This window comes from Archaeoglobus fulgidus DSM 4304 (assembly GCF_000008665.1).
Lineage (GTDB): Archaea > Halobacteriota > Archaeoglobi > Archaeoglobales > Archaeoglobaceae > Archaeoglobus > Archaeoglobus fulgidus.
In genome coordinates, this window is the sequence record NC_000917.1 from 638,833 (window position 1) to 657,688 (window position 18,856).

Here is an 18,856-nt window from a genome sequence, read left to right on the forward strand (position 1 = left end):
AAGTTAAGTATTCCTTGCATTTAAACTTTGATGAGATGCTGCTGAGAATCTACGAAAAGCTGCTCGAGAGGGAAATTCAAAAGGTTCCGAAGCACATTGTCGTTGTGACGAACAGCATAGGGGAGGGATTTCTCAACCTCGCAAAATGGTGCAGGAAGTTCGGAGTTGATGAAATAACCATCTGCGGAAACACTCAGATTGACGAGTCCTTTTTCGATGGCTTTAAGCTCAGGATAATCAGAAACGGAAGCGTTGAGGAAAAAGATGGGCTAAAGCCCACGATAAACATTCTGACCTTCACCGGGAGAGAGGAGATAATCAACGTCGTTAGGAAGGTTGCGAAAATGGTGGAAAGGGGCGAGCTTGAGGTGGATGAGGTGGACGAAAACCTCTTTGAGAAATTTCTGACCATTAAATCTCCCCCCGACATGATTATAAAGGCGGGAAACGATATTCCCGATTTTCTTATCTGGCAAGGCATTTATGCCGAACTGTACTTTGCGGATATTGACTGGCAAAATCTCAGATATGCAGACTTTCTCAGGATATTGAGAGAATATCAGAGGAGGGAAAGAAGGTATGGAAGATGAGAATCTCAGGATGCTGAGGGTTATTGCTGACTACCAGTTCGGAAGAGGTGTTGGGAGAGTGCTTTTCCCGGACACCTGCAAGTTCATACTTTCCAGCTCAGGGAGGGTTAGACAGGTTGTTGACGGGGGCGTTAGGATTGCCACGCTCAAGCCTGACTCCGGGTGGTTTACGCTGAGCATTGAGGGAGCAAGGAGGGTTAAGGAGGCGCTCCCCTTCCCCAAGATGAGAGTTGTGGTGATGGATGAGGTGTCCGATTTTATTGCAGCAGGCAAAAGCGTTTTTGCCAAGCACGTTGTTGAAGTCGATGAGGAAATCAGAGCGAACGATGAAGTTGTGGTGGTCAACACTGCTGACAAGTTGCTCGCCACTGGAAGAGCGGTGCTCTCAGCCTTCGAAATGCTTGAAATGGAGAGGGGAATGGCCGTGAAGGTCAGGCAGGGTGTTAAGAGATGATGCGGATTGACAGGAAAAACATGGTTCTGAGCGTTAAGTCGGGTAGTGTGGTAACCAAAAATCTTAGGTTCGACGGAACGGTTGTGGCGGGAATCGACTGCAGCTTTCTTGGGAGCATCGAAGCAAAGGAAGTAAATTTGGGAAGAGGGTGCGTTGTTGGAGGCGTTATCAGGGCTGAGGAGGTTACCGTTGGAGCCTACAGCAACTTCAACGAAATCGAGGCTGAGGACGTTGTTGTTCTTGCTGGGTGCAAGGGTAAAAGGATAACCGCAAAAAGCGACGTAAGGGTTGCGAAGAACTGCGAAATCGACGAAATAAGGGCAGGAAACAGACTTTTGATCGAAGGGAATTCAAAAATTGGAAAAATGGAGGCAAGAAAGATAATTGCCTACGGCTAAATCTTTCTGAGCTTTTCCAGAATTATCCTTTTCTCAGCTCTTGCCACGACTTCCCTTATCCTTTGGACCGCATCGGGATTTGCCGAAACACTGTCGATGCCAAACTCGACCAGCTTCTCAACGACGTGCGGATAGCTGCCAGCCTGACCGCAGATCGAGCTCTTCACTCCGTGCTCCTTGCAAACCTTTATTGTTCTCTCGATGAGCTTGAGCACGGCAGGATGGGTTTCGTTGTAAAGGTATGCGACGTTCTCGTTGTTCCTGTCCACCGCCAGAGTGTACTGCGTCAAATCGTTTGTTCCTAGGCTGACGAAGTCTATGCCCTCTTTAATGATATCCTCAAGTATTAGCGCTGCTGCCGGCGTTTCAACCATCACTCCAAACTCAATTTTGTCCAGCGGCAATCCCTCGCTGATGGCTATCTCCTTAGCCCTTTTGACCTCCTCCGGAGAGGTTATCAGCGGAAGCATCACCCCAACGTTGGTGTATCCCTCGTCCACAAGCTTCTTTATCGCCCTCATCTCGGCCCTGAAGTGCTCCTCCTCCGCCAGGTCCCTTCTGATTCCTCTGAATCCGAGCATCGGATTGGCCTCAATAGGCTCGTCCTCTCCACCCTCCATAGCCCTGAACTCATCCGTTGGAGCGTCGATGGTTCTGATCCAAACCGGCTTGGGATAGAACGCCTTGACAACCTTCTTCATTTCCTGATAGAGCAAATCGATGTACCTGTCAATCTCACCATCTCTTATGAACTTCATCGGATGCTTTTCGAGCCCGAGAACCATGTGCTCGATTCTGAACAAACCGACCCCATCCGCATTTGTCTCCCTCGCAACCCTCTCCGCCACGTCGGGAATTGAGATGTTCACCTTCACCTCTGTCGCGGTTATGATTGGAGCGGAAGCCACTACCGGTTTTGGTTCCTCCTTCTTCTCAATTCTGCCCTCGTAAACGATTCCCTTCTCACCGTCAACGGTTACAACCATTCCGTCTTTCAGAACCTTAGTTGCGACTTTAGTTCCAACAACCGCCGGCACTCCGAGTTCTCTTGAAACTATGGCTGCATGGCAGGTCATACCTCCCTCGTCCGTCACAATGGCGGCTGCTCTCTTCATCGCCGGGACCATGTCTGGTGTGGTCATCGTTGTGACCAGTATGTCTCCCTCTTCAACCTTGGAAATCTCTTTCTCGCTGAAAATCACCTTCACCTTACCCGAGGCGATACCCGGAGATGCTCCAAGCCCCTTCAGAAGGATTTTGCCCTCTGCCTCTTCCGAAACCTCTTCTTCAGCCTCCTTTTTCTCTTTTCTTATGGTTGTGATCGGCCTCGACTGGACTATGTATATCTTGCCCCCCTCAATAGCCCACTCGACGTCCTGCGGCTTGCCGTAGTGGTCCTCTATCAGCTCTCCAAGAGTTACGAGCTTTTCTATCTCCTCATCGCTCAGCACCCTCTCGTTTGCTTTCTCGGGTGGAAGCTCGACCTTAACGGTCTTCCCGTCTTTTCTCGTAAGCATGAACTTCTTCTCACCAATCTTGACCTCCTCTATCTTTCTCTTCACTCTGTCGTAAACGTACGTGTCGGGAGTGACGAGACCGCTTACAATAGCCTCTCCCAGGCCGAAAACCGCCTCGATGATGCACTTCTTCTCCCCGCTAACCGGATGGGACGTGAACATTACTCCGCTCTTCTCGCTGTTCACCATCTTCTGCACAACGACGGCGATGCTGACGTCCTCATGCCTGAAGCCCTTCTGGACTCTATAGTAAATGGCCCTAGGTGTGAAAAGACTCCCCCAGCATTTCTTGACCTTCTCAACAACCTCGTCCTCGCCAACAACGTTCAGATAAGTCTCCTGCTGCCCCGCAAAGCTTGCATCCGGCAAATCTTCTGCGGTTGCTGAGCTTCTGACCGCAACGTAAACTTCCTTTCCCTCCTCCTCGCAGAGCTTCCTGTACGCCTCTCTGATCTCCCTCTCAATGTCTTCAGGCATCTCCGTCTTTTCGATGATTTCCCTGATTTCCCTCGAAACAGCATCCAGCTTTTCCGTATCCTCAACATCGAGTTCCCTTAGCAGGGAGTAAATTTTCTCAGCTATCCCTGTTTTCTGAATGAATTCGCGAAACGTTCGAGCGTCAACAACGAAACCATCAGGAACCGGAATTTCAGCTCTTAAAAGTTCACCAAGATTCGCACCCTTCCCACCAACAAGAGGAATATCGTTTTTATCAACATCCGCCAACCAGAGTACCGGCATTTACTCACCTCGTTCTGAGTTTGCCAAAGCCTTAAAAAATTTTAGGTGGAGCGGAATCGCAAGCGATATATTAAGCAGGAAATCATAGATGCCAATGGTGAGGAAAGCTGCATTTTATGCAATTGCAGTCATTTCAGGAGTTCTCGCTGCCGTAGTGGGGAATGCCTTGTACCACAATTTCAACTCGGATTTAGGTGCTCAAGCTAAAATTTACTTCTTCTACTCCGACTCATGCCCCCACTGCCGCGAAGTGAAACCGTACGTGGAGGAGTTTGCAAAAACGCACAACTTAACCTGGTGCAATGTCGCGGAAATGGACGCAAACTGCTCCAAAATAGCTCAGGAGTTTGGAATTAAGTACGTGCCTACTCTCGTTATAATGGACGAGGAGGCTCACGTTTTTGTGGGTTCTGATGAGGTTAGGACAGCAATAGAGGGGATGAAATGAGAAGACTGGCAATCCTGCTATCCCTTGCAGGAATCGCTGATTCATCCTACCTTCTTCTCAGCGAGGCGGTTCCCTGCCCAACAGGGGTGTGCGCGTCAATATCGGTCTTCTCCCTCCCCCCCTTTGTCCCGGCTCTTCTTGGCCTTTGCTGGTTCGTCCTTTCCATTGTCGTTTTCACCGCAGGAGTTAACAGAGCACTGCTCACCTTCTGGAGGTTTTCCGGCGTTTTTGGAGAGTCCTTCCTCGGAACGTACGCGGTTCTGCACGGCTACTTCTGCCCATACTGCTTCACAGCCTACGGGATAGGGATTGTGGTTGTAGCGATATCCGAGAAGCTTTACGGCTAAAATTTCCCCTTCCTTACTACATCAAGCGGTATTTTGCCTTTATGCACCGCCGTGGCAACCAGAACACCGCTGCACCCCATTTCCTTGAGCCTTTCCAAATCTTCAACTCCCGAAATCCCCCCTCCAAGCATGACTGGATGTTCGGAAAGTTCGAGAGTTTTAGTTAAAACGGAGAGGTCGGGCTTCATAGCTCCAACAGCATGTATCGGCAGGACTATCAGCCCGTAGAGGTCGAAGGAGTTAAGGAATTTAACCACCTCCTCCCAGCTTTCGAACTTTCCAGATGCATCCAGAAATTTCTCCTTGAAATCGAGGCTGACGTAGCATTTCCTGTCAAGCTGAGTTATGTCGAAGGTTTCCGTTCCAACCACAGGAGTGAAGGGCAATTTTTCAAGCTCTTCGGGGCTTCTGAAACCGCAGTCAGCTATGAGCTCTTCAACCCTCTTTGATAGCTTCGATAGCAGGGAAAAGTTGTCACCCAATCCCACAATCCTGTCGAGGTCTGCAGCATACAAAAATCTTGGCTTAATCTCCTCAATCACCTTCAAGGCATCATCAGATGACACAAGCCTGCTGATGGCGGTTATGGGAGGGTAGCTTTCCCTCTCCCCTCCCTTTCCCGCAACTACCTTACCGCTTTTTATATCAACCACAAAAAATACCTTCATGCTCCCATATCAGCAATGAGATTAAAAAGGAAATGTTAAATAAACTGAAGCATACAGCCAGCAGGTGATAAAAATGGTTGTGAAAGTTGGTGTTTTGAAGATGGGTGCTATTGGCACTGCTCTGCTTGTGGAGTATCTGCTTGATGAGAGGGCTGATAGAGAGGACATCGAGGTTAGAGTTGTTACAAGCGGTGCAAAAATGCAGCCTGAAGAGGCTGTTGTGGCTGAGAAGCTCAAGGAGTTCGACCCGGATGTTGTGATTGTTGTTTCACCAAACGCAGCCCTACCAGGGCCAAAGGCTGCCAGAGAGGCCTTTGAGGGCAAGCCTGTAATTGTAATCAGCGACGCACCGGCAAAGAAGGCAAAGGACGAGCTTAAGGAGAAGGGATTCGGATACATTCTAATCAACGCAGACTCCATGATTGGAGCGAGGAGAGAGTTCCTCGACCCGACAGAGATGGCGCTTTTCAACGCTGATGTTGTGAAGGTTCTCGCCGCTACCGGAGCCTTCAGGCTCGTGCAGGAGGCAATCGACAAGGTTATTGAAGATATTAAGGCTGGAAAGCAGCCTGAGCTTCCGCAGATTGTTGTCACAGCCGAAAAGGCAGTCGAGGCTGGTAAGTTCAGCAATCCATACGCCAAGGCGAAGGCGATGGCGGCATTCTACATTGCAGAGAAGGTTGCGGACATCGACGTGAAGGGATGCTTCATTGAGAAGGATCCAGAGAAGTACATCCCGCTTGTCGCTTCAGCTCACGAGATGATGAGAATCGCCGCAATCCTTGCCGATCAGGCGAGGGAGATTGAGAAGAGCAACGACACCGTCTTCAGAAACCCGCACGCCAAAGATGGAAAAATCCTCGGCAAGACCCAGCTGATGGCAAAGCCCGAATGAGGTCAAGAATCCTAAATTCGATTTTAATTTTTATTTTTCTAATTCTCTTCTACTCAACGCTCTTCGTTGCGCTGATGCAGAATTACGAGGGGAGAAGCTACTCAATTGTCGATGGGTTTTACTGGGTCATAGCGACGATAACAACCGTCGGGTATGGGGATATTTACTTCACTACACCGGCGGGCAAGATTTTCTCGGTTGTTGTAATGGTCAGCGGTGTGCTGTACTTCTTCGGCTTCCTGCTTCCGTACGCCATAATTCCCTGGGCAGAGGAGAGGCTAAAGCTCGTCTTACCGACATCTGTCAAAATGAGCAACCACATTATTATCTGCGGATACAACCTCTTCACAGTCGAATTCTGCAAGATACTCAGAGAATTCGGTGTTAATACGTCGTTCTTGAAAAAGACCCTGAAAGGGTAAGAAGGGCTCTGGATGACAGAGTCGTTTGCGTCCTCACCAGCGGCTCCGAGCGGTCTTTTCTCGAGAACGGAGTTGAGAGAGCAAACGCCATGATAGTAGCATGGGACAGGGTGGAGGACATTCTCGACACGCTGCTCACACTCAAGGAGTATGGCATTCCAAAGTATGTTGTCTACGGGGATTACAGGTACACGAAATACCTGCTCTACGCGGGGGCAAAGAAGGTGTTCCTGCCGAAAAGTCTCATAGCTTCGAGCATTGCGAGGATGATACTTCAGGAGGTCGAGATCGGGAAGAGAAGGGAGATTTTCGATGGTGTGCAGGCAATTGAAATCGTGCTGCCGTCGAATATTTCAGTCTCAGAACTTGAGGAGAGAGGGCTGAGGGTCATTGCAGCATGCCGTCTCGGAAATCTGGAGTTCAACCCACCAAAGGACAGAGTTCTTGAAAAGGGTTGCGTTGCACTTTTGGCCGGTACTGAGGAGGCAATAAAGGGGATCGTGTATGAGGGTACTCATTTTAGGCTACGGTGACGTTGGGAGGACAGCGGCAAGAATTCTGACCTCGAGGGGAGTGGATACAGTCGTCGTTGATAAGGAGGTGCACGAGCCCGAGGGAAGTGCCGAGTTTATAAGGGCCGACGTAACGTCGGAATCCTTCTGGGAAAATATCGAGCTATCCGATTTCGATGCCGCAATTATCGCCCTTCCAGAAGACACACATGCCATTTTCTGCGTTCTAACTCTACGAAGAATGAGGGAGGATTTGAAGATTTACGTCAGATGCAACGAAAGTGAGAATGCGGAGAAGATGTACGTGGCGGGAGCGGACTACGTTATTGTGTTGCCAATGGTTACGGCTGAGATGATTCTCTCAGAGGTTTTCGGAGAATCTATAAGAAGGAGAATGAGGTTTGAGAATATCGAGATTGCCGTTTACGAGGTAAAGAGGGGGTCCAAGGTAGTAGGAAAAACCCTAAAGGAGCTCGAGGGTAAGGGTGTGAAGGTAATTGCCGCGGAATGCGGCGGGAGGGTTATCATGGACCTCAATTTCACAATTGAGGAGGGCTGCAGAATCGCTTTGGCTGGAAAAACTGACAACCTCCTGGAAGTTGAGGCGGAACTAAGCATCCCAAATCAAAAGGATTAAAATGCCCTGGAATTAAATATAATTATGGTGAAAGTTTACGTTCTTGTGGACAATAAGGTAGTTGACTTAAGGCCACCGGGAATGAAGGCTGAGTGGGGTTTTTCTGCATACATTGACGCTAAGGAGCCTGTTTTGATGGATTCAGGCATCCGATATCGCCTTTAGGAACATGCTGGTGAGGGGGCTTGAATTGCCGCAAAAGATGGTACTGAGCCCACGGCCCACTACGACCACACGGGCGGGCTGATGAGTGTTTTGAGGCCAAAAATGAAGCTCTACACTCATCCCCATGCTTTCCTGCCGAGGTTTTACAAGGGGATGCATGTGGGCATACCTTTTGTAAGGGAGAGGATTGAGGCGATGGCTGAGGTTGTGGAGGTTACCGAGCCTCAGGAGGTTGCAAAAGACGTGTGGATGCTTGGAGAAGTGCCAAGGAAGCACGAGCAAGCGCTGCTTGAGGACTCCTACATCGTGGTTGATGGAGAAAAGCAGTTTGACGGGCTGCTGGACGATACATCCGTAGCCGTAAAAACCGATAAAGGATTGCTTCTCGTCCTCGGCTGCTGCCACGCAGGGCTGAGGAACACGGTTGAGTGGGCAGAGGAGGTTGTGGGAGATGAGGTGAAGTACATTGTAGGTGGGACGCATCTGATCGCCTTCAAGCCTTCAGAGCTTCCTGAAATCATCAAGTGGCTTGATGCCATAATCGAGAAGATTGCTCCCTGCCACTGCACTGGTTTAGGCTATGAGTTCGTGCTCAAGGAGAAGCTTGGGGAGAAGTATGTGATGGTTGGGAGCGGGAGCGTTTTTGAGGTTTAAGCTCTCAAAAGTTCCACCCCCAAGTGCCAGTACCTCTCCCCCTCGTAGGCATCCAGAAGCTTCACTTCCAGCCTTTTTTCGAAAATTGGTCCGTCAACAACTAAGGTGTGGAACTCACCATCTTCACCGCAGGGGTCGATTCCCCTTTTCTTAACTTCATCAACAAATTTGCGGTCAAATCTTCTTCCAAGAAGGTCTCTGAACTCCTTTTTCGTTGCAATGACGTAAGCCTCAAACCCCGCCTCGATGAACTCCTCCGCCAGCTTTTCAGTGCTCTCACCCCACAAAGGGAAAAACGGCTTTACACCACTTTCCCTGCAAACCCTCTCTATCCACGTCCTGTGCTCTTCGAGGTATATATCCCCGAAAACCGCCCTCTCAACTCCTAATCTGTGAAAGATGCCCTTCAACCTCCTCCCATAATCCTCCCACGTTGCCTCTTCAACAACAATGTCTATGCCTATGCTTTCGGCCTGCGCCTTAACAATTTCGGCGTTGATTCCGTGTGCCCTCGCCTTTCCGTGCTGCATCATGCAGACGAGGCTGTCAACTTCCATTTCCTTCATTGCCCTCCATAATGCAAGGCAGCTATCCTTTCCACCACTCCACATTGCGATTGTTTTGCCAGCGGTCATGCTCACTCCTCACCTTTCCCGTCCCTGCCGATCCTGAACACGGAGTTGAGGATGGCGTAGGTGACGAAGTAGTCCTCTCCGATTGGCTCGCAGATTACAACCTTCTTCCCCTCAAACTCTCCCTCTTTAATCCCTCTTCCCCTCGGAAAACCGAGCAAATCCGGCAGGTCCTCGGTGACGTGCAAGCCATAGGAGATGAAGAGGGGGACTACATAAATGATATCGCAGTTCATCTCCCTTATCGCCTCATCGGGCATCGGCCTCCTTTTCCTCGCAGCAAAGGCTATCTTAACCTCATCAAAGGCTCCGCTCTCCTCAATCCTCTTCCTGTGCAGCTCCATAACCTCTCTGTAGTGGTTGAGCTGGCTTCCGTGCCCAACTATAACCAGACCTCTTCTCATTCCATCACCTCCCTTTCAACAAAAATTATTGTGTAATCCGATTCCAGCTCGATGGAATCGGCATTCCCTTCTCTAATCCTCTCTCCCTCCATGCAGAGGTTTTCGAGAAGAACGACCCTCCTTTTACCGAGCCTCTCAAGCGGAAAGTGCGAGTCAGCGAGAATGAGCAGGTGTCTGTACTTTAGAAGCTCGGTAAGCTCGGCATCAAAATCCTTGGCGTGGCAGTCCACTACTGCTACCTCACTCAAATCAACCTTCAGCCTTGCGAGGGCAACCTGAACGCTGGAAATGGCGGGCTCGATTTTAATTTCAACATCTTCAGCAATCTCCCTCAAAACTCTCCCCAGCCCGGCAACCATGGGGTCTCCGGTGGAGATTACAGCAACCTCCCTCTCCCTCCCCTCCTCCATAATTCTCCTGATTTCATCTCCCTTAAAGCTCCTCAATATTCTCGCCCTGCTGTCATCCACAACACCAGCCAGCTCCAACGCCCTTCTGCTTCCGTAGATTACCTCCGCCCTTTCTATGATTTCCTTAGCCCTTTCAGTGGTCTGTCCCCTGCACGTCCCAGACCCAACTATCCATATCATCCTCAATCACCACCACTCTAACTCCTTCTTCTCTGGCCCTCTCCTCAATCCTATCCCTGCTGCCAGCCCAGATTTTCAGCAATCCCGGAAATCCCACGATAATCTTCTCTCCCGGATGCTTTAGAGCCTCATCAATGTGCACTCCGAAGACGAAGGGCTGATATTCGGGAAACTTCTTCCTTGCGTAGAGCCAAGCCTTTCTGCCCGTTGTAATTGCTATTCTGTGGTACTGCATCGCAATTTTCAGCTTCGTCTCTACAAGCTTCTTACACCACGGCTCAACGAAGCCAGTTGTTCCCAGTATGGATATTCCGCCTTTTATCCCTACCTTTTCGTTGCCGGTCTTCTTGGCCACCTCTTCCCCATCCGGAACAGAAATCCTAACTCCTCCACTGAAATTAAACTCCCTGCTGGCTTTTATGAAGTTCTCAAGGATTTGAAGCTTTGCAGACCTGCTTACCGCCTTCTCTCCAGCCTTAACACCTACGCCCCTGCCGAAAAATATTCCAGATGTTTCGCAAACCTCAGCCTCAAAGATAATGCCGTTGGTAACATCAAACTCGTGGTCGCCCGAGAACTTCCTCACCCTCGCAAAGCCCTTTTCAGCTTCAACCTCCACCTCAACATCCACCCCTGCAGGCGTGGAAACCTTTACTTTTTCCACTTTCTCTTTCAGAGAGGCAATAGCAGCAACAGCAGCAGCGGAGGCTGTAGTTCCAGTAGTTATCCCCCTCCGCAGATAGCCGTCCTCCGTGAGAATGTAAAGCCCTGACCTTACCTTCTTCTCCGCATCCCTATCCTTAATCCACTTTTCGGGATAGCGGTAAAGCTCAATCGGGTCTATCAGCATGCTCGATCAGGCAGTTAACTATCGCAGCACAAATCCCGCTTCCTCCTCTCGGCCCCTCGGTTGTCACTGAAGGAACTGGCAGCTTTCTGACCATCTCCTTCGACTCTGCAGCATTCACGAAGCCAACGGGAGTGGCAACGATGAACCTTGGCGGATGCTTCTCAGCCACCTCGCATAAAGCAAAGGCTGCCGAGGGCGAGTTGCCAATGGCAACCAAACTTCCCTCAATCATCTCCGCAAGATTTCTGATGCCTGAAGCAGTCCTCGTGTCATCACCTCTGGCAAAGTCTACAGCAACAATCGCATCTCTCCTCAAACCGGCCCTTACCATGTGCACGTCTGCGATTATCCTGCAGCCATCCCGCAAAGCTCGGACTCCCTCCTCGGTATCCCCCACAAACCTGATAACGTCCTTTATCGTCACATCCCCCGTTGTCGCGATGCATCTCCTAATTATGTCCCCTCTCAGCCCCTCTTCAGGATAAAAGCTCCTTAGAATCTCCTCGCTCCTTCTCGCCACCTCCATTCCACCTTTCGTCGATGCTCCCATCCTTTCCGCCCTTCTCTTTTCACCGATATTGTACTTATTCGAGTAACCGCGGGGCGTGAACATCTTCCCATCCACAACCTTCGTCTCTGAATTTCCCACAATCAGAATGGTGTTCATGTCCACCTCATCAACCTCAGAAACTCTCCTGATTTCAACCTGCTGCCCCTCTCTGCCCGCGTTCCTCACAACCCCGACCCACGCATCTCCCCTGAACCTTCTAACTATCTCCATTGCCTTTCTGAAGTTTTCCTTCCTCCTTCTGCTGGATGGGTTGTAGATTGCCACCACAAAATCCCCGCTTAGGGCGTAAAGGAGCCTCTTCTCCACCACACTCCACGGAACCAGCAAATCGCTGAGGCTAACAACAGCAAAATCACCGCTTATAGCTGAGCCGAGCAGTGATGAGGCTGCTGAGGCAGCTGTTACACCCGGAATAGCCTCAATTTCAACATCAACCTTTTTCTCTACAGCATACTCAATGACGAGAGGAAGGATGCCATAAATGGATGGATCACCACCGCTGATGAGGGCAACAACGTGCTCTTTGGCAAGCTCAAGGGCAATCTTTACTCTATCCAACTCCTTCCTCATTGGAGTCGTGACGACCTTCTTCCCCTCAATTAGATGTGAGATTCTATCAACGTAGGTCTGATAGCCTACGATATAATCAGCCTCCTCAATGGCCCTTTTTGCCTTCAATGTCATCAGCTCCTCCTTTCCCGGGCCTATTCCAACCACGTAGAGCTTACCACGCGATGGCAACAGTAACACCTCCGTAAACCCTCTTTGGGAGTATTAGCTCTCCCGAATTTGATGCGTAAATTGCACAGGCTTCGGCCACATTTTTAACACCTATCTTAACTGCCTTCGTCTCTCTTATATCCATGGAGTTGATTTCCTCCGCCCTCACAAAAATCAGCGGTCTCTTTAACCTGTTCGCCACCTCCACAATTGCGCTGTCCCTCTTCGCATCAACCGTGGAGATTACCCTTATTTCCTCCATCCTCCCTCCAACTTCCTCAAGCGCCATTGCAATGGCCTCAAGAATCTCATCCGCCGTGGCATTTTTCCTGAACCCCACCCCAACGCTGTAGCCCTCGGTGAATTCCATTGCAGTTGTGATGACAGCCTTCAGCCCAGCTTCCTCAAGCTTCTTTGCCACCTCATTCCCGCCGTGATGCCCGCCCAGCATCACCACAGCGTGCTTTAGCGGCTTGTCCAGCACTATTACTGCCGGGTCTTTCCACTTCCCCCTCAGCCTTCCGCAGATGCCCCTCACAACAATTCCAGAGGCGAGGTAGGCAACAATGCAGTCATACTGCAGAACATCATCCCACACATCCTTGCTGTAATCAACAAACTCCACCTCGTAGCTTCTGCCGAGAATTTCCTTCAGGGCTTCAAGCTTTGGCCTGTCCTTTTCAAAGCAGAGAATGGCAACCTTAAGAGTAGAGGTGCGACCTCTCATCGTATCCCTCAACGACCTTTCCCACAATAATGGTTGCAGTCCTTCTTATCCCCTTCTCCCTCACCTTCTCCGCAATATCTTTGAGTGTGCCCTTAATCCTTATCTCATCCTCCCTTGAGGCGTGGAAGACAACGGCGCAGGGCTCATCCCACCCCCTCACTCTTGCAATTTTTTCCGCTATCTCACCAATTTTGTCAACGCCAAGGAGAATTACGAGAGTGAGGGGCAGCCTTGCAAGCTCCTCAAGATGGTCTTTCTCAAGAGTTTTCCCTGCTGGCCTGACTATAGCAACTCCCTCCGTTGAGGGGGAGGTCAGCTCAATTCCAAGTGATGCGGCTGAAGCAAAAACGCTGCTCACACCCGGAACAACCTCGCAGTCAATCCCTCTCCTCCTCAGCTCCCTTATTTGCTCCCAGACAGCCCCGAAAATTGATGGATCTCCACTCTGCACCCTAACAACCCTCTTTCCCCTTTTCACGTATCTTTCAATCAAATCAACAATCTCTTCGAGGGTTTTGCCGTGGCTGTTCACCTTCTCCCCCTTAAACTCCTCAAAAAACTTCTCAGGAACAATCGAGCCGGGGTAAACTACCAAATCCGCCTCCTTAAGCAGTTTGTAGGCCTTTAAGGTTAAAAGCTCTGGATTTCCCGGTCCGAAGCCCACGAAGTAAACCTTCATCTCTCCTCAACTCTCCTCGCAACCATCACGCTGAAGTAGCTCGACTTCTCGGGCATTTCACAGTAAATTTTCTCCCCATTCATGAAAAGCTTTTCAAGCAGAGTGAAATCGTTGTAACCTTTTTCTCTCAACCTTCTCTCCACCTCCCTCGGATTCTTGACCTTCAGCACAACGGCAACATCTGCATCTCTAAAATCCTGAGTTGCAATTAAGGCGGATCTGGTTACGAAAGTCTCAGTTTTGGCGAGGGCAACTGAGATGCTGCTGATTCCGGGGATTACCTTTACTGTCAGATTGGGGTCGAGCTTCCTTACCTCCCTCACAAGATGGTTAAAGGTGGAGTAGAAAACCGGGTCGCCTATGCAGCAGAAGGCAACCGTGCCATCGAACTCGTTAATCTCCTTTGCAAGATTTTTCACAACCTCCTCGCTGTCCCCCATCGGGAACTCAACAACTCTCGGCTCCCTAATATCCTTAATAACCTCGTAGGCCATCTTTCCCGGCACAACAACGTCATCTACTTCCTTAATCACATCAATAGCCTCAAGCGTGAGGTGCTTCTTTGTCAGGCCAATTCCAACGCCGTAGAGCAGTTTTGCCATTGCTGCAACTCTAAACTCAGTTAAATAAATCTTACTGAAAATCCAAAAAATTTAAATAAAGTCAATCTGACACAAGCTCAAGAAATCTGGAGGTGTTGTGATGCACATAATGGAGGGTTACCTGCCACCTGAGTGGGCTGCATTCTGGTATGTTTTTGCCATACCATTTCTGGTCTACGGAGCTCTTCGAGTTAAGAGGATTATAGAGGAAAAGCCATCGATGAAGTCCTTAATTGCTGTTTCTGCAGGCTTCATCTTCGTCCTCTCAGCCCTCAAGCTTCCATCTGTGACTGGAAGCTGCTCACATCCGACTGGGACTGGCATAGCAGTGGTGTTTTTCGGGCCTGCGGTGACAGCCCTGCTTTCGGCAATAGTGCTGCTCTACCAAGCCTTGCTGCTGGCTCATGGAGGGATAACAACGCTCGGAGCAAACACTGCTTCCATGGGCGTTATAGGCCCCTTTGTTGGGTGGATTGCTTTCAAGCTGCTGAAGAATGTCAATTTCAGAGTGGCTGTTTTTGCTGCTGCGATGCTCTCGGATCTGGTAACTTATGTGGTCACCTCACTGCAGCTCGCCCTTGCCTTTCCCAGCTCAGCTGGAGTTGCAGGCATAATCAAATCCGCTGCGACCTTCATGGGCATATTCGCCGTAACTCAGGTTCCGCTCTCCATCATTGAGGGCGTGGTGGCTGTGATGCTCGTCTCCTACATCTTTGAAGTTAGAAGCGACGTTCTGGAGGTGGTAAAGGCATGAAAAAGCTTCTTTTACTTCTCATTCTGCTGATTTTTGCTGCCAAGGTTACAGCGGAGGAGTGGGCTGGGGCGGATGAGAAAGCGGAAGAGGTAATAAAGGAGCTTAAGCCAGACTACGAGCCTTGGTTCAGCCCCATTTTCGAGCCGCCAAGCGGAGAGATTGAAAGCATGCTTTTCAGCCTACAGGCTGCCATAGGCTCGCTCATCATAGGCTACTTCCTCGGCTACTACAGAGGGCTGAAGCATGCACGAAACGCTTGAAGAGGCTCAGGTAAAATCGAGAAAGGTTGTGGATGGGCATTTGAAGGTTTATCTTGCCTTATCCTCCCTTATCATCGTTCAGATTCTGGGCTGGGGGGCGCAGATTCTGTCGATAGCCCTTTTCGCAGCCCTCGGGCTTTACGGTGATGGAAGGGCTTATGTTAAAATCCTGAGGGTTCCCTTATTTTTCCTTCTGGCCGGAACTCTCGTCATTCTGTTCACGATTGATGGAGAAAGCCTTTTCAGATTCTGGATTCTGGAGATTACGGACAGAAGCTTGCTGATTGCGGTAAACACATTGCTGAGGAGCATATCCTCGCTCACGATAGTGGCGTTTATGATTCTAACAACAACAGTTCCTGAGTTCGTTTCGACGCTTTCAAGGCTTAGAATGCCATCTTTTATCCTCGAACTGATGTTTCTCGCATACAGGGCAATCCAGATACTTTTCGAGGAGCTTTCCAGACTCGATACGGCAGCTTCAATCAGGATGGGCTACATCAATGCGGCAAAGATGGTAAGGACGACTTCTTTGCTCGCATTTTCAGCCTTCATCAGGTCAATGAGAAGAGCGGAGATAATGGAGGAGGCCATGCAGGCACGGTGCTACTCTGGACTTCATCCAGAGCCCTTCGTGGAGAACAGGGGGGTTGGGGTTGCCATAGCGGTTCTTGCATCCCTCTGCCTTGCAGGGTGGCTGTTATGATTGAGGCAGTAGACCTCCACTTCTGCTACGGGGATGCTGAGGTTCTGAAGGGAGTTAACTTCAAAGCTGAGAGGGGGAAGGTTACGGTTCTCATGGGAAGGAATGGTGCTGGAAAAACGACTTTGCTGAAGCACCTCAACGGCCTTCTGAGGCCCAAATCGGGGAAGGTCATCATTGATGGAAGGGAGCTTAAATACGACAGAAAAAGCCTGCTTGAGGTGAGAAAGAGGGTTTTTTACGTCTTCCAGAATCCGGACGACCAGATTCTTTCACCAACAGTCTGGCAGGATGTCGCTTTTGGCCCAAGAAATCTCGGGCTGAAGGGAGAGAGGTTGGAGAGGGTTGTTAGAAATGCTTTGGAGGCTGTGGGTTTGTCGGGATACGAGAAAAGGCTATGCAGCACTCTGAGCGGTGGGGAGAAGAGGAGGTTGGCCATCGCCTCGGCTTTGGCAATGAATCCCGACTACTGCATCATGGACGAGCCCTCTGCCAACGTAGATGGGGAGGGTTTGAGGATGATTGCTGAGATTATCAGGAAGCTGCGGGAAGAGGGAAAGGGAGTTGTTGTTTCCACTCACGACGCTGATCTGGCTAAGGAGGTTGGAGATTACTTCTACTTCATGGATGATGGGAAAATTGTGTGGGAAGGGGAGGAGTTCAGCTACAGCGTTGCCAGAAAGCTTGGGATAAGGTCTTTCTCGCTGGGAAAGGTGATTCTGGCTGAGAGTAAAATTGATGATCATCCCTGCTTTTCGGCTGATGAGCTTGAGAGGGCAGTTTTGAAGGCCTTCGAGGGTGAGACTGTGGTGGTTCTGGGGAGGGACGATTGGGTTATAAAGGAGCTGGAGAAGTATCCTCTTGAGGTTGAGAGACTATGACGGGGAAGTTCACCAAGGAGGAGGTTATAGGAGTAGTTTTTTCCAAGCTAAGGCCCTCTCCCAATGATGTGTTTGCCGATATAGGATGCGGAAGTGGGGCGGTGACGGAGTTCTTTGCTCCCTACGTCAGGAAAGCTTATGCTATTGATATAGAAATTTCAGATGAGGCCAGAGAGAGGTTGAAGAGGTTTGACAACGTGGTTCTGCTGGAGATGGACGGCAAGGAGTTTCTGAAAAAATACAGTCCTGATGTGGTGTTCATAGGGGGGACAAAGGGCGTTGAGGAGATGCTGGAAATCTGCAACGCCAGAAGGGTTGTGGTTAATGCAGCGAGGATTGAGGTGGCTTTAAGCGCCGCCAGAAAAATGAGGGAAAAGGGCATCTTCAGAGAAATTGTTTTAGTTAATGCGGCGAAAAGCTACGAGCTGGCTGGTGGTTTGGCTTTTCGCTCGCTAAATCCTGTTTTTGTTGTTTTTGGAGAGCGCTAAAAGTGGGAGTAACCTCTGAACTCCACCTCAAAGGTCTTCCCGTCAATCTCTGCAAAAACGCCCTTGCCCCGCTCAACTCTGCCAATTCTGATGCCATCATCGCTGCTTTTTGCGGTGTAAACCAGCTCAAAATCACCTCCACCGTAAAGAAAGAGCTCCAGTGCATTCTCCGCTGGGCTGAGATGAGATAAAACTATGTTGTCGAGAACTATCTTCACGTTGCTGCTCTGGCTGATCTGATGGAGGCTGACGGCAAGGCTGTCGCTCACGTCGGTCATGGCCGAGGCGTATCTGGCAATTCTCATTCCCTCCTCAATCCTCGGCACGGGAGTGTAGAGCTTTTCCGCATAAGGCAGCTCCTCCCTCTTCGCCCCTCTTTCGAGCATTTCCAGGCAGAGCTGAGCTTTTCCCGGAAGGTCGGTTATGAAAACCCCCTCTCCCACCTTCGCCCCCCTCCTCGTTATGTGCCTTCTCGCTTCGCCGATGGCAAAACCGGCTATCGTCGTTATCTCGCTGAAATCGATATCCCCCCCGACAACCTTCACTCCGAATCTGTCCGCACACCTCTTGATTCCGAGCAGTATGTCCTCGAAGAACTCGATCGATTTGAGCGAGATTGAGCTGAGGAAGTAAAGAGGTCTTGCTCCGCAGGCAGCTACGTCCGAGAGGGTGACAGCAATCGCCATCCACCCCATTTCTTCGGGAAGCATGTAAGGTGGAAAATCGCTTTTTTCGTTGACGGTATCACAGGTGAGGACGATCAGCCTGTTTCCGATTTTGACGTAAGCAGCATCGTGCTTTCCTGCGGGAGTAATGACATCTTCATCCCCAAACAGGCGCTCAACCAACTTTATGAGCTCGAACTCTTTCATATTCGCATAGAACACGACTCGTCACATAAAGGCTTGTGTAGCTTTCTGTACCAAGACTTACCTCCTTAAACTCCCCAAGCTCCCGAAGGGTTTCCTCGAAAAAGTCACCGTGCGGAAATGCGCCGATGCAGACCGCAACGTCACCGTCAAGCAGCTCGGAGAATTCAAAGCGCCCCCCCTTCTCTCTGAAAAGGAGAACGTCCCTCCCTCTGACGATGTCCCTCAGGCCGACATCTTTGAACTCGATGAGGGTAGTATCCCCAGCTGTTATCCTTCTCTCCTCAAATAACTTCTCCATTAGCCCAACAAAGCGGTTGTAGTTCCTCGGAAGCCTTGTTTCGCGATTTACCCATATTATCTCCCCGTTGAGGGTGTGCACGTAAACTTCGAAATCCCTCAGAGGTGAGTCGAGGAGGAGAAGGAGGCACTGATGGACTATATCGGGCCTGCCCCTCTTTTCCCTGAATTCCAGGGATTTCATCGCCGTATGGTGCTTCGAGTCGTCCAGAAGGATTTTCTCTGGTCTCTTCCCCCTTCTTATTGCATCTGCCCTCACCGCAGGATGACCCCGAATTTTTTGGGGGATTAGTTCGAGCGATGCCTCAAGAAACACGAATGCACTTCCCACAGAGGAAATGGAGCAAAAAAGTTTAAGTTCTTTTCTCCGAAACTCTT

Annotated in this window: 28 protein-coding genes; 16 read left to right on the top strand and 12 right to left on the bottom strand. The window is 50.0% G+C overall.

What is annotated here, in order from left to right:
* Window positions 1–35 precede the first annotated feature (35 nt).
* Genes AF_RS03590 through AF_RS03600 form a run of 3 tightly spaced genes read left to right on the top strand, consistent with a single transcriptional unit; the run spans window position 36 to window position 1,442 of the window.
* Entirely contained in the window at window positions 36–590 is a 555-nt protein-coding gene (locus AF_RS03590) for an undecaprenyl diphosphate synthase family protein (RefSeq protein WP_048064638.1), read from the top strand.
* The gene (locus AF_RS03595; protein WP_010878211.1) at window positions 580–1,044 is read left to right on the top strand and encodes a PUA domain-containing protein; all 465 of its coding nucleotides are present in this window, start codon (window positions 580–582) and stop codon (window positions 1,042–1,044) included. Before AF_RS03590 ends, AF_RS03595 begins: the two co-directional genes overlap by 11 nt.
* Window positions 1,041–1,442 carry a hypothetical protein gene (locus tag AF_RS03600; RefSeq protein ID WP_010878212.1) on the top strand — a complete coding sequence of 134 codons (402 nt, stop codon included), beginning with the start codon at window positions 1,041–1,043 and terminating at the stop codon, window positions 1,440–1,442. The genes AF_RS03595 and AF_RS03600 overlap by 4 nt, the downstream gene beginning before the upstream one ends.
* Here AF_RS03600 and ppsA read toward each other — a convergent pair.
* Window positions 1,439–3,700, bottom strand: a complete 2,262-nt coding sequence (gene ppsA / locus AF_RS03605; protein ID WP_010878213.1) for a pyruvate, water dikinase — start codon at window positions 3,698–3,700, stop codon at window positions 1,439–1,441. The two genes, AF_RS03600 and ppsA, sit on opposite strands and share 4 nt — an antisense overlap.
* Before the next feature lie 94 nt (window positions 3,701–3,794).
* On the opposite strand from ppsA, the gene AF_RS03610 reads away from it, so the two are divergent.
* On the top strand, window positions 3,795–4,148 hold the full coding sequence (locus tag AF_RS03610; protein WP_048064272.1) for a thioredoxin family protein: 354 nt from the start codon (window positions 3,795–3,797) through the stop codon (window positions 4,146–4,148).
* Window positions 4,145–4,495: a hypothetical protein gene (locus tag AF_RS03615; RefSeq protein ID WP_010878215.1), complete on the top strand. Its 351-nt coding sequence runs from the start codon at window positions 4,145–4,147 to the stop codon at window positions 4,493–4,495. Before AF_RS03610 ends, AF_RS03615 begins: the two co-directional genes overlap by 4 nt.
* Here the strand turns inward: AF_RS03615 and AF_RS03620 are convergent.
* The gene (locus tag AF_RS03620) at window positions 4,492–5,163 is read right to left on the bottom strand and encodes a HisA/HisF family protein (RefSeq protein WP_010878216.1); all 672 of its coding nucleotides are present in this window, start codon (window positions 5,161–5,163) and stop codon (window positions 4,492–4,494) included. The two genes, AF_RS03615 and AF_RS03620, sit on opposite strands and share 4 nt — an antisense overlap.
* A 73-nt stretch (window positions 5,164–5,236) precedes the next feature.
* On the opposite strand from AF_RS03620, the gene AF_RS03625 reads away from it, so the two are divergent.
* The 6 genes from AF_RS03625 (at window position 5,237) to AF_RS03645 (ending at window position 8,448) form a co-directional block, all read left to right on the top strand.
* Window positions 5,237–6,058, top strand: a complete 822-nt coding sequence (locus AF_RS03625) for a F420-dependent methylenetetrahydromethanopterin dehydrogenase (protein ID WP_010878217.1) — start codon at window positions 5,237–5,239, stop codon at window positions 6,056–6,058.
* Window positions 6,055–6,480 carry a potassium channel family protein gene (locus tag AF_RS03630; protein WP_010878218.1) on the top strand — a complete coding sequence of 142 codons (426 nt, stop codon included), beginning with the start codon at window positions 6,055–6,057 and terminating at the stop codon, window positions 6,478–6,480. The genes AF_RS03625 and AF_RS03630 overlap by 4 nt, the downstream gene beginning before the upstream one ends.
* An 8-nt stretch (window positions 6,481–6,488) precedes the next feature.
* The gene (locus AF_RS03635) at window positions 6,489–7,013 is read left to right on the top strand and encodes a hypothetical protein (protein WP_143274382.1); all 525 of its coding nucleotides are present in this window, start codon (window positions 6,489–6,491) and stop codon (window positions 7,011–7,013) included.
* Window positions 6,985–7,629 (top strand): potassium channel family protein, encoded by a 645-nt coding sequence (locus AF_RS03640; protein ID WP_010878220.1) that lies wholly within the window; start codon window positions 6,985–6,987, stop codon window positions 7,627–7,629. The genes AF_RS03635 and AF_RS03640 overlap by 29 nt, the downstream gene beginning before the upstream one ends.
* 24 nt (window positions 7,630–7,653) lie before the next feature.
* Window positions 7,654–7,794 carry a hypothetical protein gene (locus AF_RS13050; protein ID WP_010878221.1) on the top strand — a complete coding sequence of 47 codons (141 nt, stop codon included), beginning with the start codon at window positions 7,654–7,656 and terminating at the stop codon, window positions 7,792–7,794.
* An 81-nt stretch (window positions 7,795–7,875) separates the two neighbouring features.
* Window positions 7,876–8,448, top strand: a complete 573-nt coding sequence (locus AF_RS03645; RefSeq protein WP_010878222.1) for an MBL fold metallo-hydrolase — start codon at window positions 7,876–7,878, stop codon at window positions 8,446–8,448.
* Here AF_RS03645 and AF_RS03650 read toward each other — a convergent pair.
* The 8 genes from AF_RS03650 to AF_RS03685 are packed head-to-tail and all read right to left on the bottom strand — an operon-like array spanning window position 8,445 to window position 14,223.
* The gene (locus AF_RS03650) at window positions 8,445–9,083 is read right to left on the bottom strand and encodes a diphthine--ammonia ligase (RefSeq protein WP_048064273.1); all 639 of its coding nucleotides are present in this window, start codon (window positions 9,081–9,083) and stop codon (window positions 8,445–8,447) included. The two genes, AF_RS03645 and AF_RS03650, sit on opposite strands and share 4 nt — an antisense overlap.
* Window positions 9,084–9,085: 2 nt before the next feature.
* Entirely contained in the window at window positions 9,086–9,484 is a 399-nt protein-coding gene (cbiX, locus tag AF_RS03655) for a sirohydrochlorin cobaltochelatase (RefSeq protein ID WP_010878224.1), read from the bottom strand.
* Window positions 9,481–10,074 (bottom strand): cobalt-precorrin-7 (C(5))-methyltransferase, encoded by a 594-nt coding sequence (locus AF_RS12375; RefSeq protein WP_010878225.1) that lies wholly within the window; start codon window positions 10,072–10,074, stop codon window positions 9,481–9,483. The genes cbiX and AF_RS12375 overlap by 4 nt, the downstream gene beginning before the upstream one ends.
* Window positions 10,028–10,924 (bottom strand): cobalt-precorrin-5B (C(1))-methyltransferase, encoded by an 897-nt coding sequence (locus tag AF_RS03665; RefSeq protein ID WP_010878226.1) that lies wholly within the window; start codon window positions 10,922–10,924, stop codon window positions 10,028–10,030. The genes AF_RS12375 and AF_RS03665 overlap by 47 nt, the downstream gene beginning before the upstream one ends.
* Window positions 10,905–12,245, bottom strand: a complete 1,341-nt coding sequence (gene cobJ / locus AF_RS03670) for a precorrin-3B C(17)-methyltransferase (RefSeq protein WP_010878227.1) — start codon at window positions 12,243–12,245, stop codon at window positions 10,905–10,907. Before cobJ ends, AF_RS03665 begins: the two co-directional genes overlap by 20 nt.
* On the bottom strand, window positions 12,220–12,942 hold the full coding sequence (locus AF_RS03675; protein WP_143274383.1) for a cobalt-precorrin 5A hydrolase: 723 nt from the start codon (window positions 12,940–12,942) through the stop codon (window positions 12,220–12,222). The genes cobJ and AF_RS03675 overlap by 26 nt, the downstream gene beginning before the upstream one ends.
* A complete protein-coding gene (locus AF_RS03680; RefSeq protein WP_010878229.1) occupies window positions 12,917–13,621 on the bottom strand; it encodes a cobalt-precorrin-4/precorrin-4 C(11)-methyltransferase in 705 nt (234 codons plus the stop codon). Before AF_RS03680 ends, AF_RS03675 begins: the two co-directional genes overlap by 26 nt.
* Window positions 13,618–14,223 (bottom strand): precorrin-2 C(20)-methyltransferase, encoded by a 606-nt coding sequence (locus tag AF_RS03685; RefSeq protein ID WP_010878230.1) that lies wholly within the window; start codon window positions 14,221–14,223, stop codon window positions 13,618–13,620. The genes AF_RS03680 and AF_RS03685 overlap by 4 nt, the downstream gene beginning before the upstream one ends.
* A gap of 100 nt (window positions 14,224–14,323) precedes the next feature.
* On the opposite strand from AF_RS03685, the gene cbiM reads away from it, so the two are divergent.
* From cbiM to AF_RS03710, 5 genes are read left to right on the top strand one after another with little or no spacing between them, the layout of a single operon-like run.
* Window positions 14,324–14,977, top strand: a complete 654-nt coding sequence (cbiM, locus tag AF_RS03690) for a cobalt ECF transporter S component CbiM (RefSeq protein WP_010878231.1) — start codon at window positions 14,324–14,326, stop codon at window positions 14,975–14,977.
* Window positions 14,974–15,237, top strand: a complete 264-nt coding sequence (locus AF_RS03695; RefSeq protein ID WP_010878232.1) for an energy-coupling factor ABC transporter substrate-binding protein — start codon at window positions 14,974–14,976, stop codon at window positions 15,235–15,237. The genes cbiM and AF_RS03695 overlap by 4 nt, the downstream gene beginning before the upstream one ends.
* On the top strand, window positions 15,221–15,943 hold the full coding sequence (gene cbiQ, locus AF_RS03700) for a cobalt ECF transporter T component CbiQ (RefSeq protein WP_010878233.1): 723 nt from the start codon (window positions 15,221–15,223) through the stop codon (window positions 15,941–15,943). The genes AF_RS03695 and cbiQ overlap by 17 nt, the downstream gene beginning before the upstream one ends.
* Window positions 15,940–16,821, top strand: a complete 882-nt coding sequence (locus tag AF_RS03705) for an ATP-binding cassette domain-containing protein (RefSeq protein ID WP_048064275.1) — start codon at window positions 15,940–15,942, stop codon at window positions 16,819–16,821. The genes cbiQ and AF_RS03705 overlap by 4 nt, the downstream gene beginning before the upstream one ends.
* The gene (locus AF_RS03710; protein WP_010878235.1) at window positions 16,818–17,309 is read left to right on the top strand and encodes a methyltransferase domain-containing protein; all 492 of its coding nucleotides are present in this window, start codon (window positions 16,818–16,820) and stop codon (window positions 17,307–17,309) included. The genes AF_RS03705 and AF_RS03710 overlap by 4 nt, the downstream gene beginning before the upstream one ends.
* On the opposite strand, the gene thiL is transcribed toward AF_RS03710, so the two are convergent.
* Both thiL and nep1 read right to left on the bottom strand, forming a co-directional pair.
* Complete coding sequence (gene thiL, locus AF_RS03715) at window positions 17,306–18,181, bottom strand: thiamine-phosphate kinase (RefSeq protein ID WP_048064276.1); 876 nt, start codon at window positions 18,179–18,181, stop codon at window positions 17,306–17,308. The genes AF_RS03710 and thiL overlap by 4 nt on opposite strands.
* Complete coding sequence (nep1, locus tag AF_RS03720; RefSeq protein WP_010878237.1) at window positions 18,150–18,809, bottom strand: 16S rRNA (pseudouridine-N1-)-methyltransferase Nep1; 660 nt, start codon at window positions 18,807–18,809, stop codon at window positions 18,150–18,152. Before nep1 ends, thiL begins: the two co-directional genes overlap by 32 nt.
* Window positions 18,810–18,856: the final 47 nt, after the last annotated feature.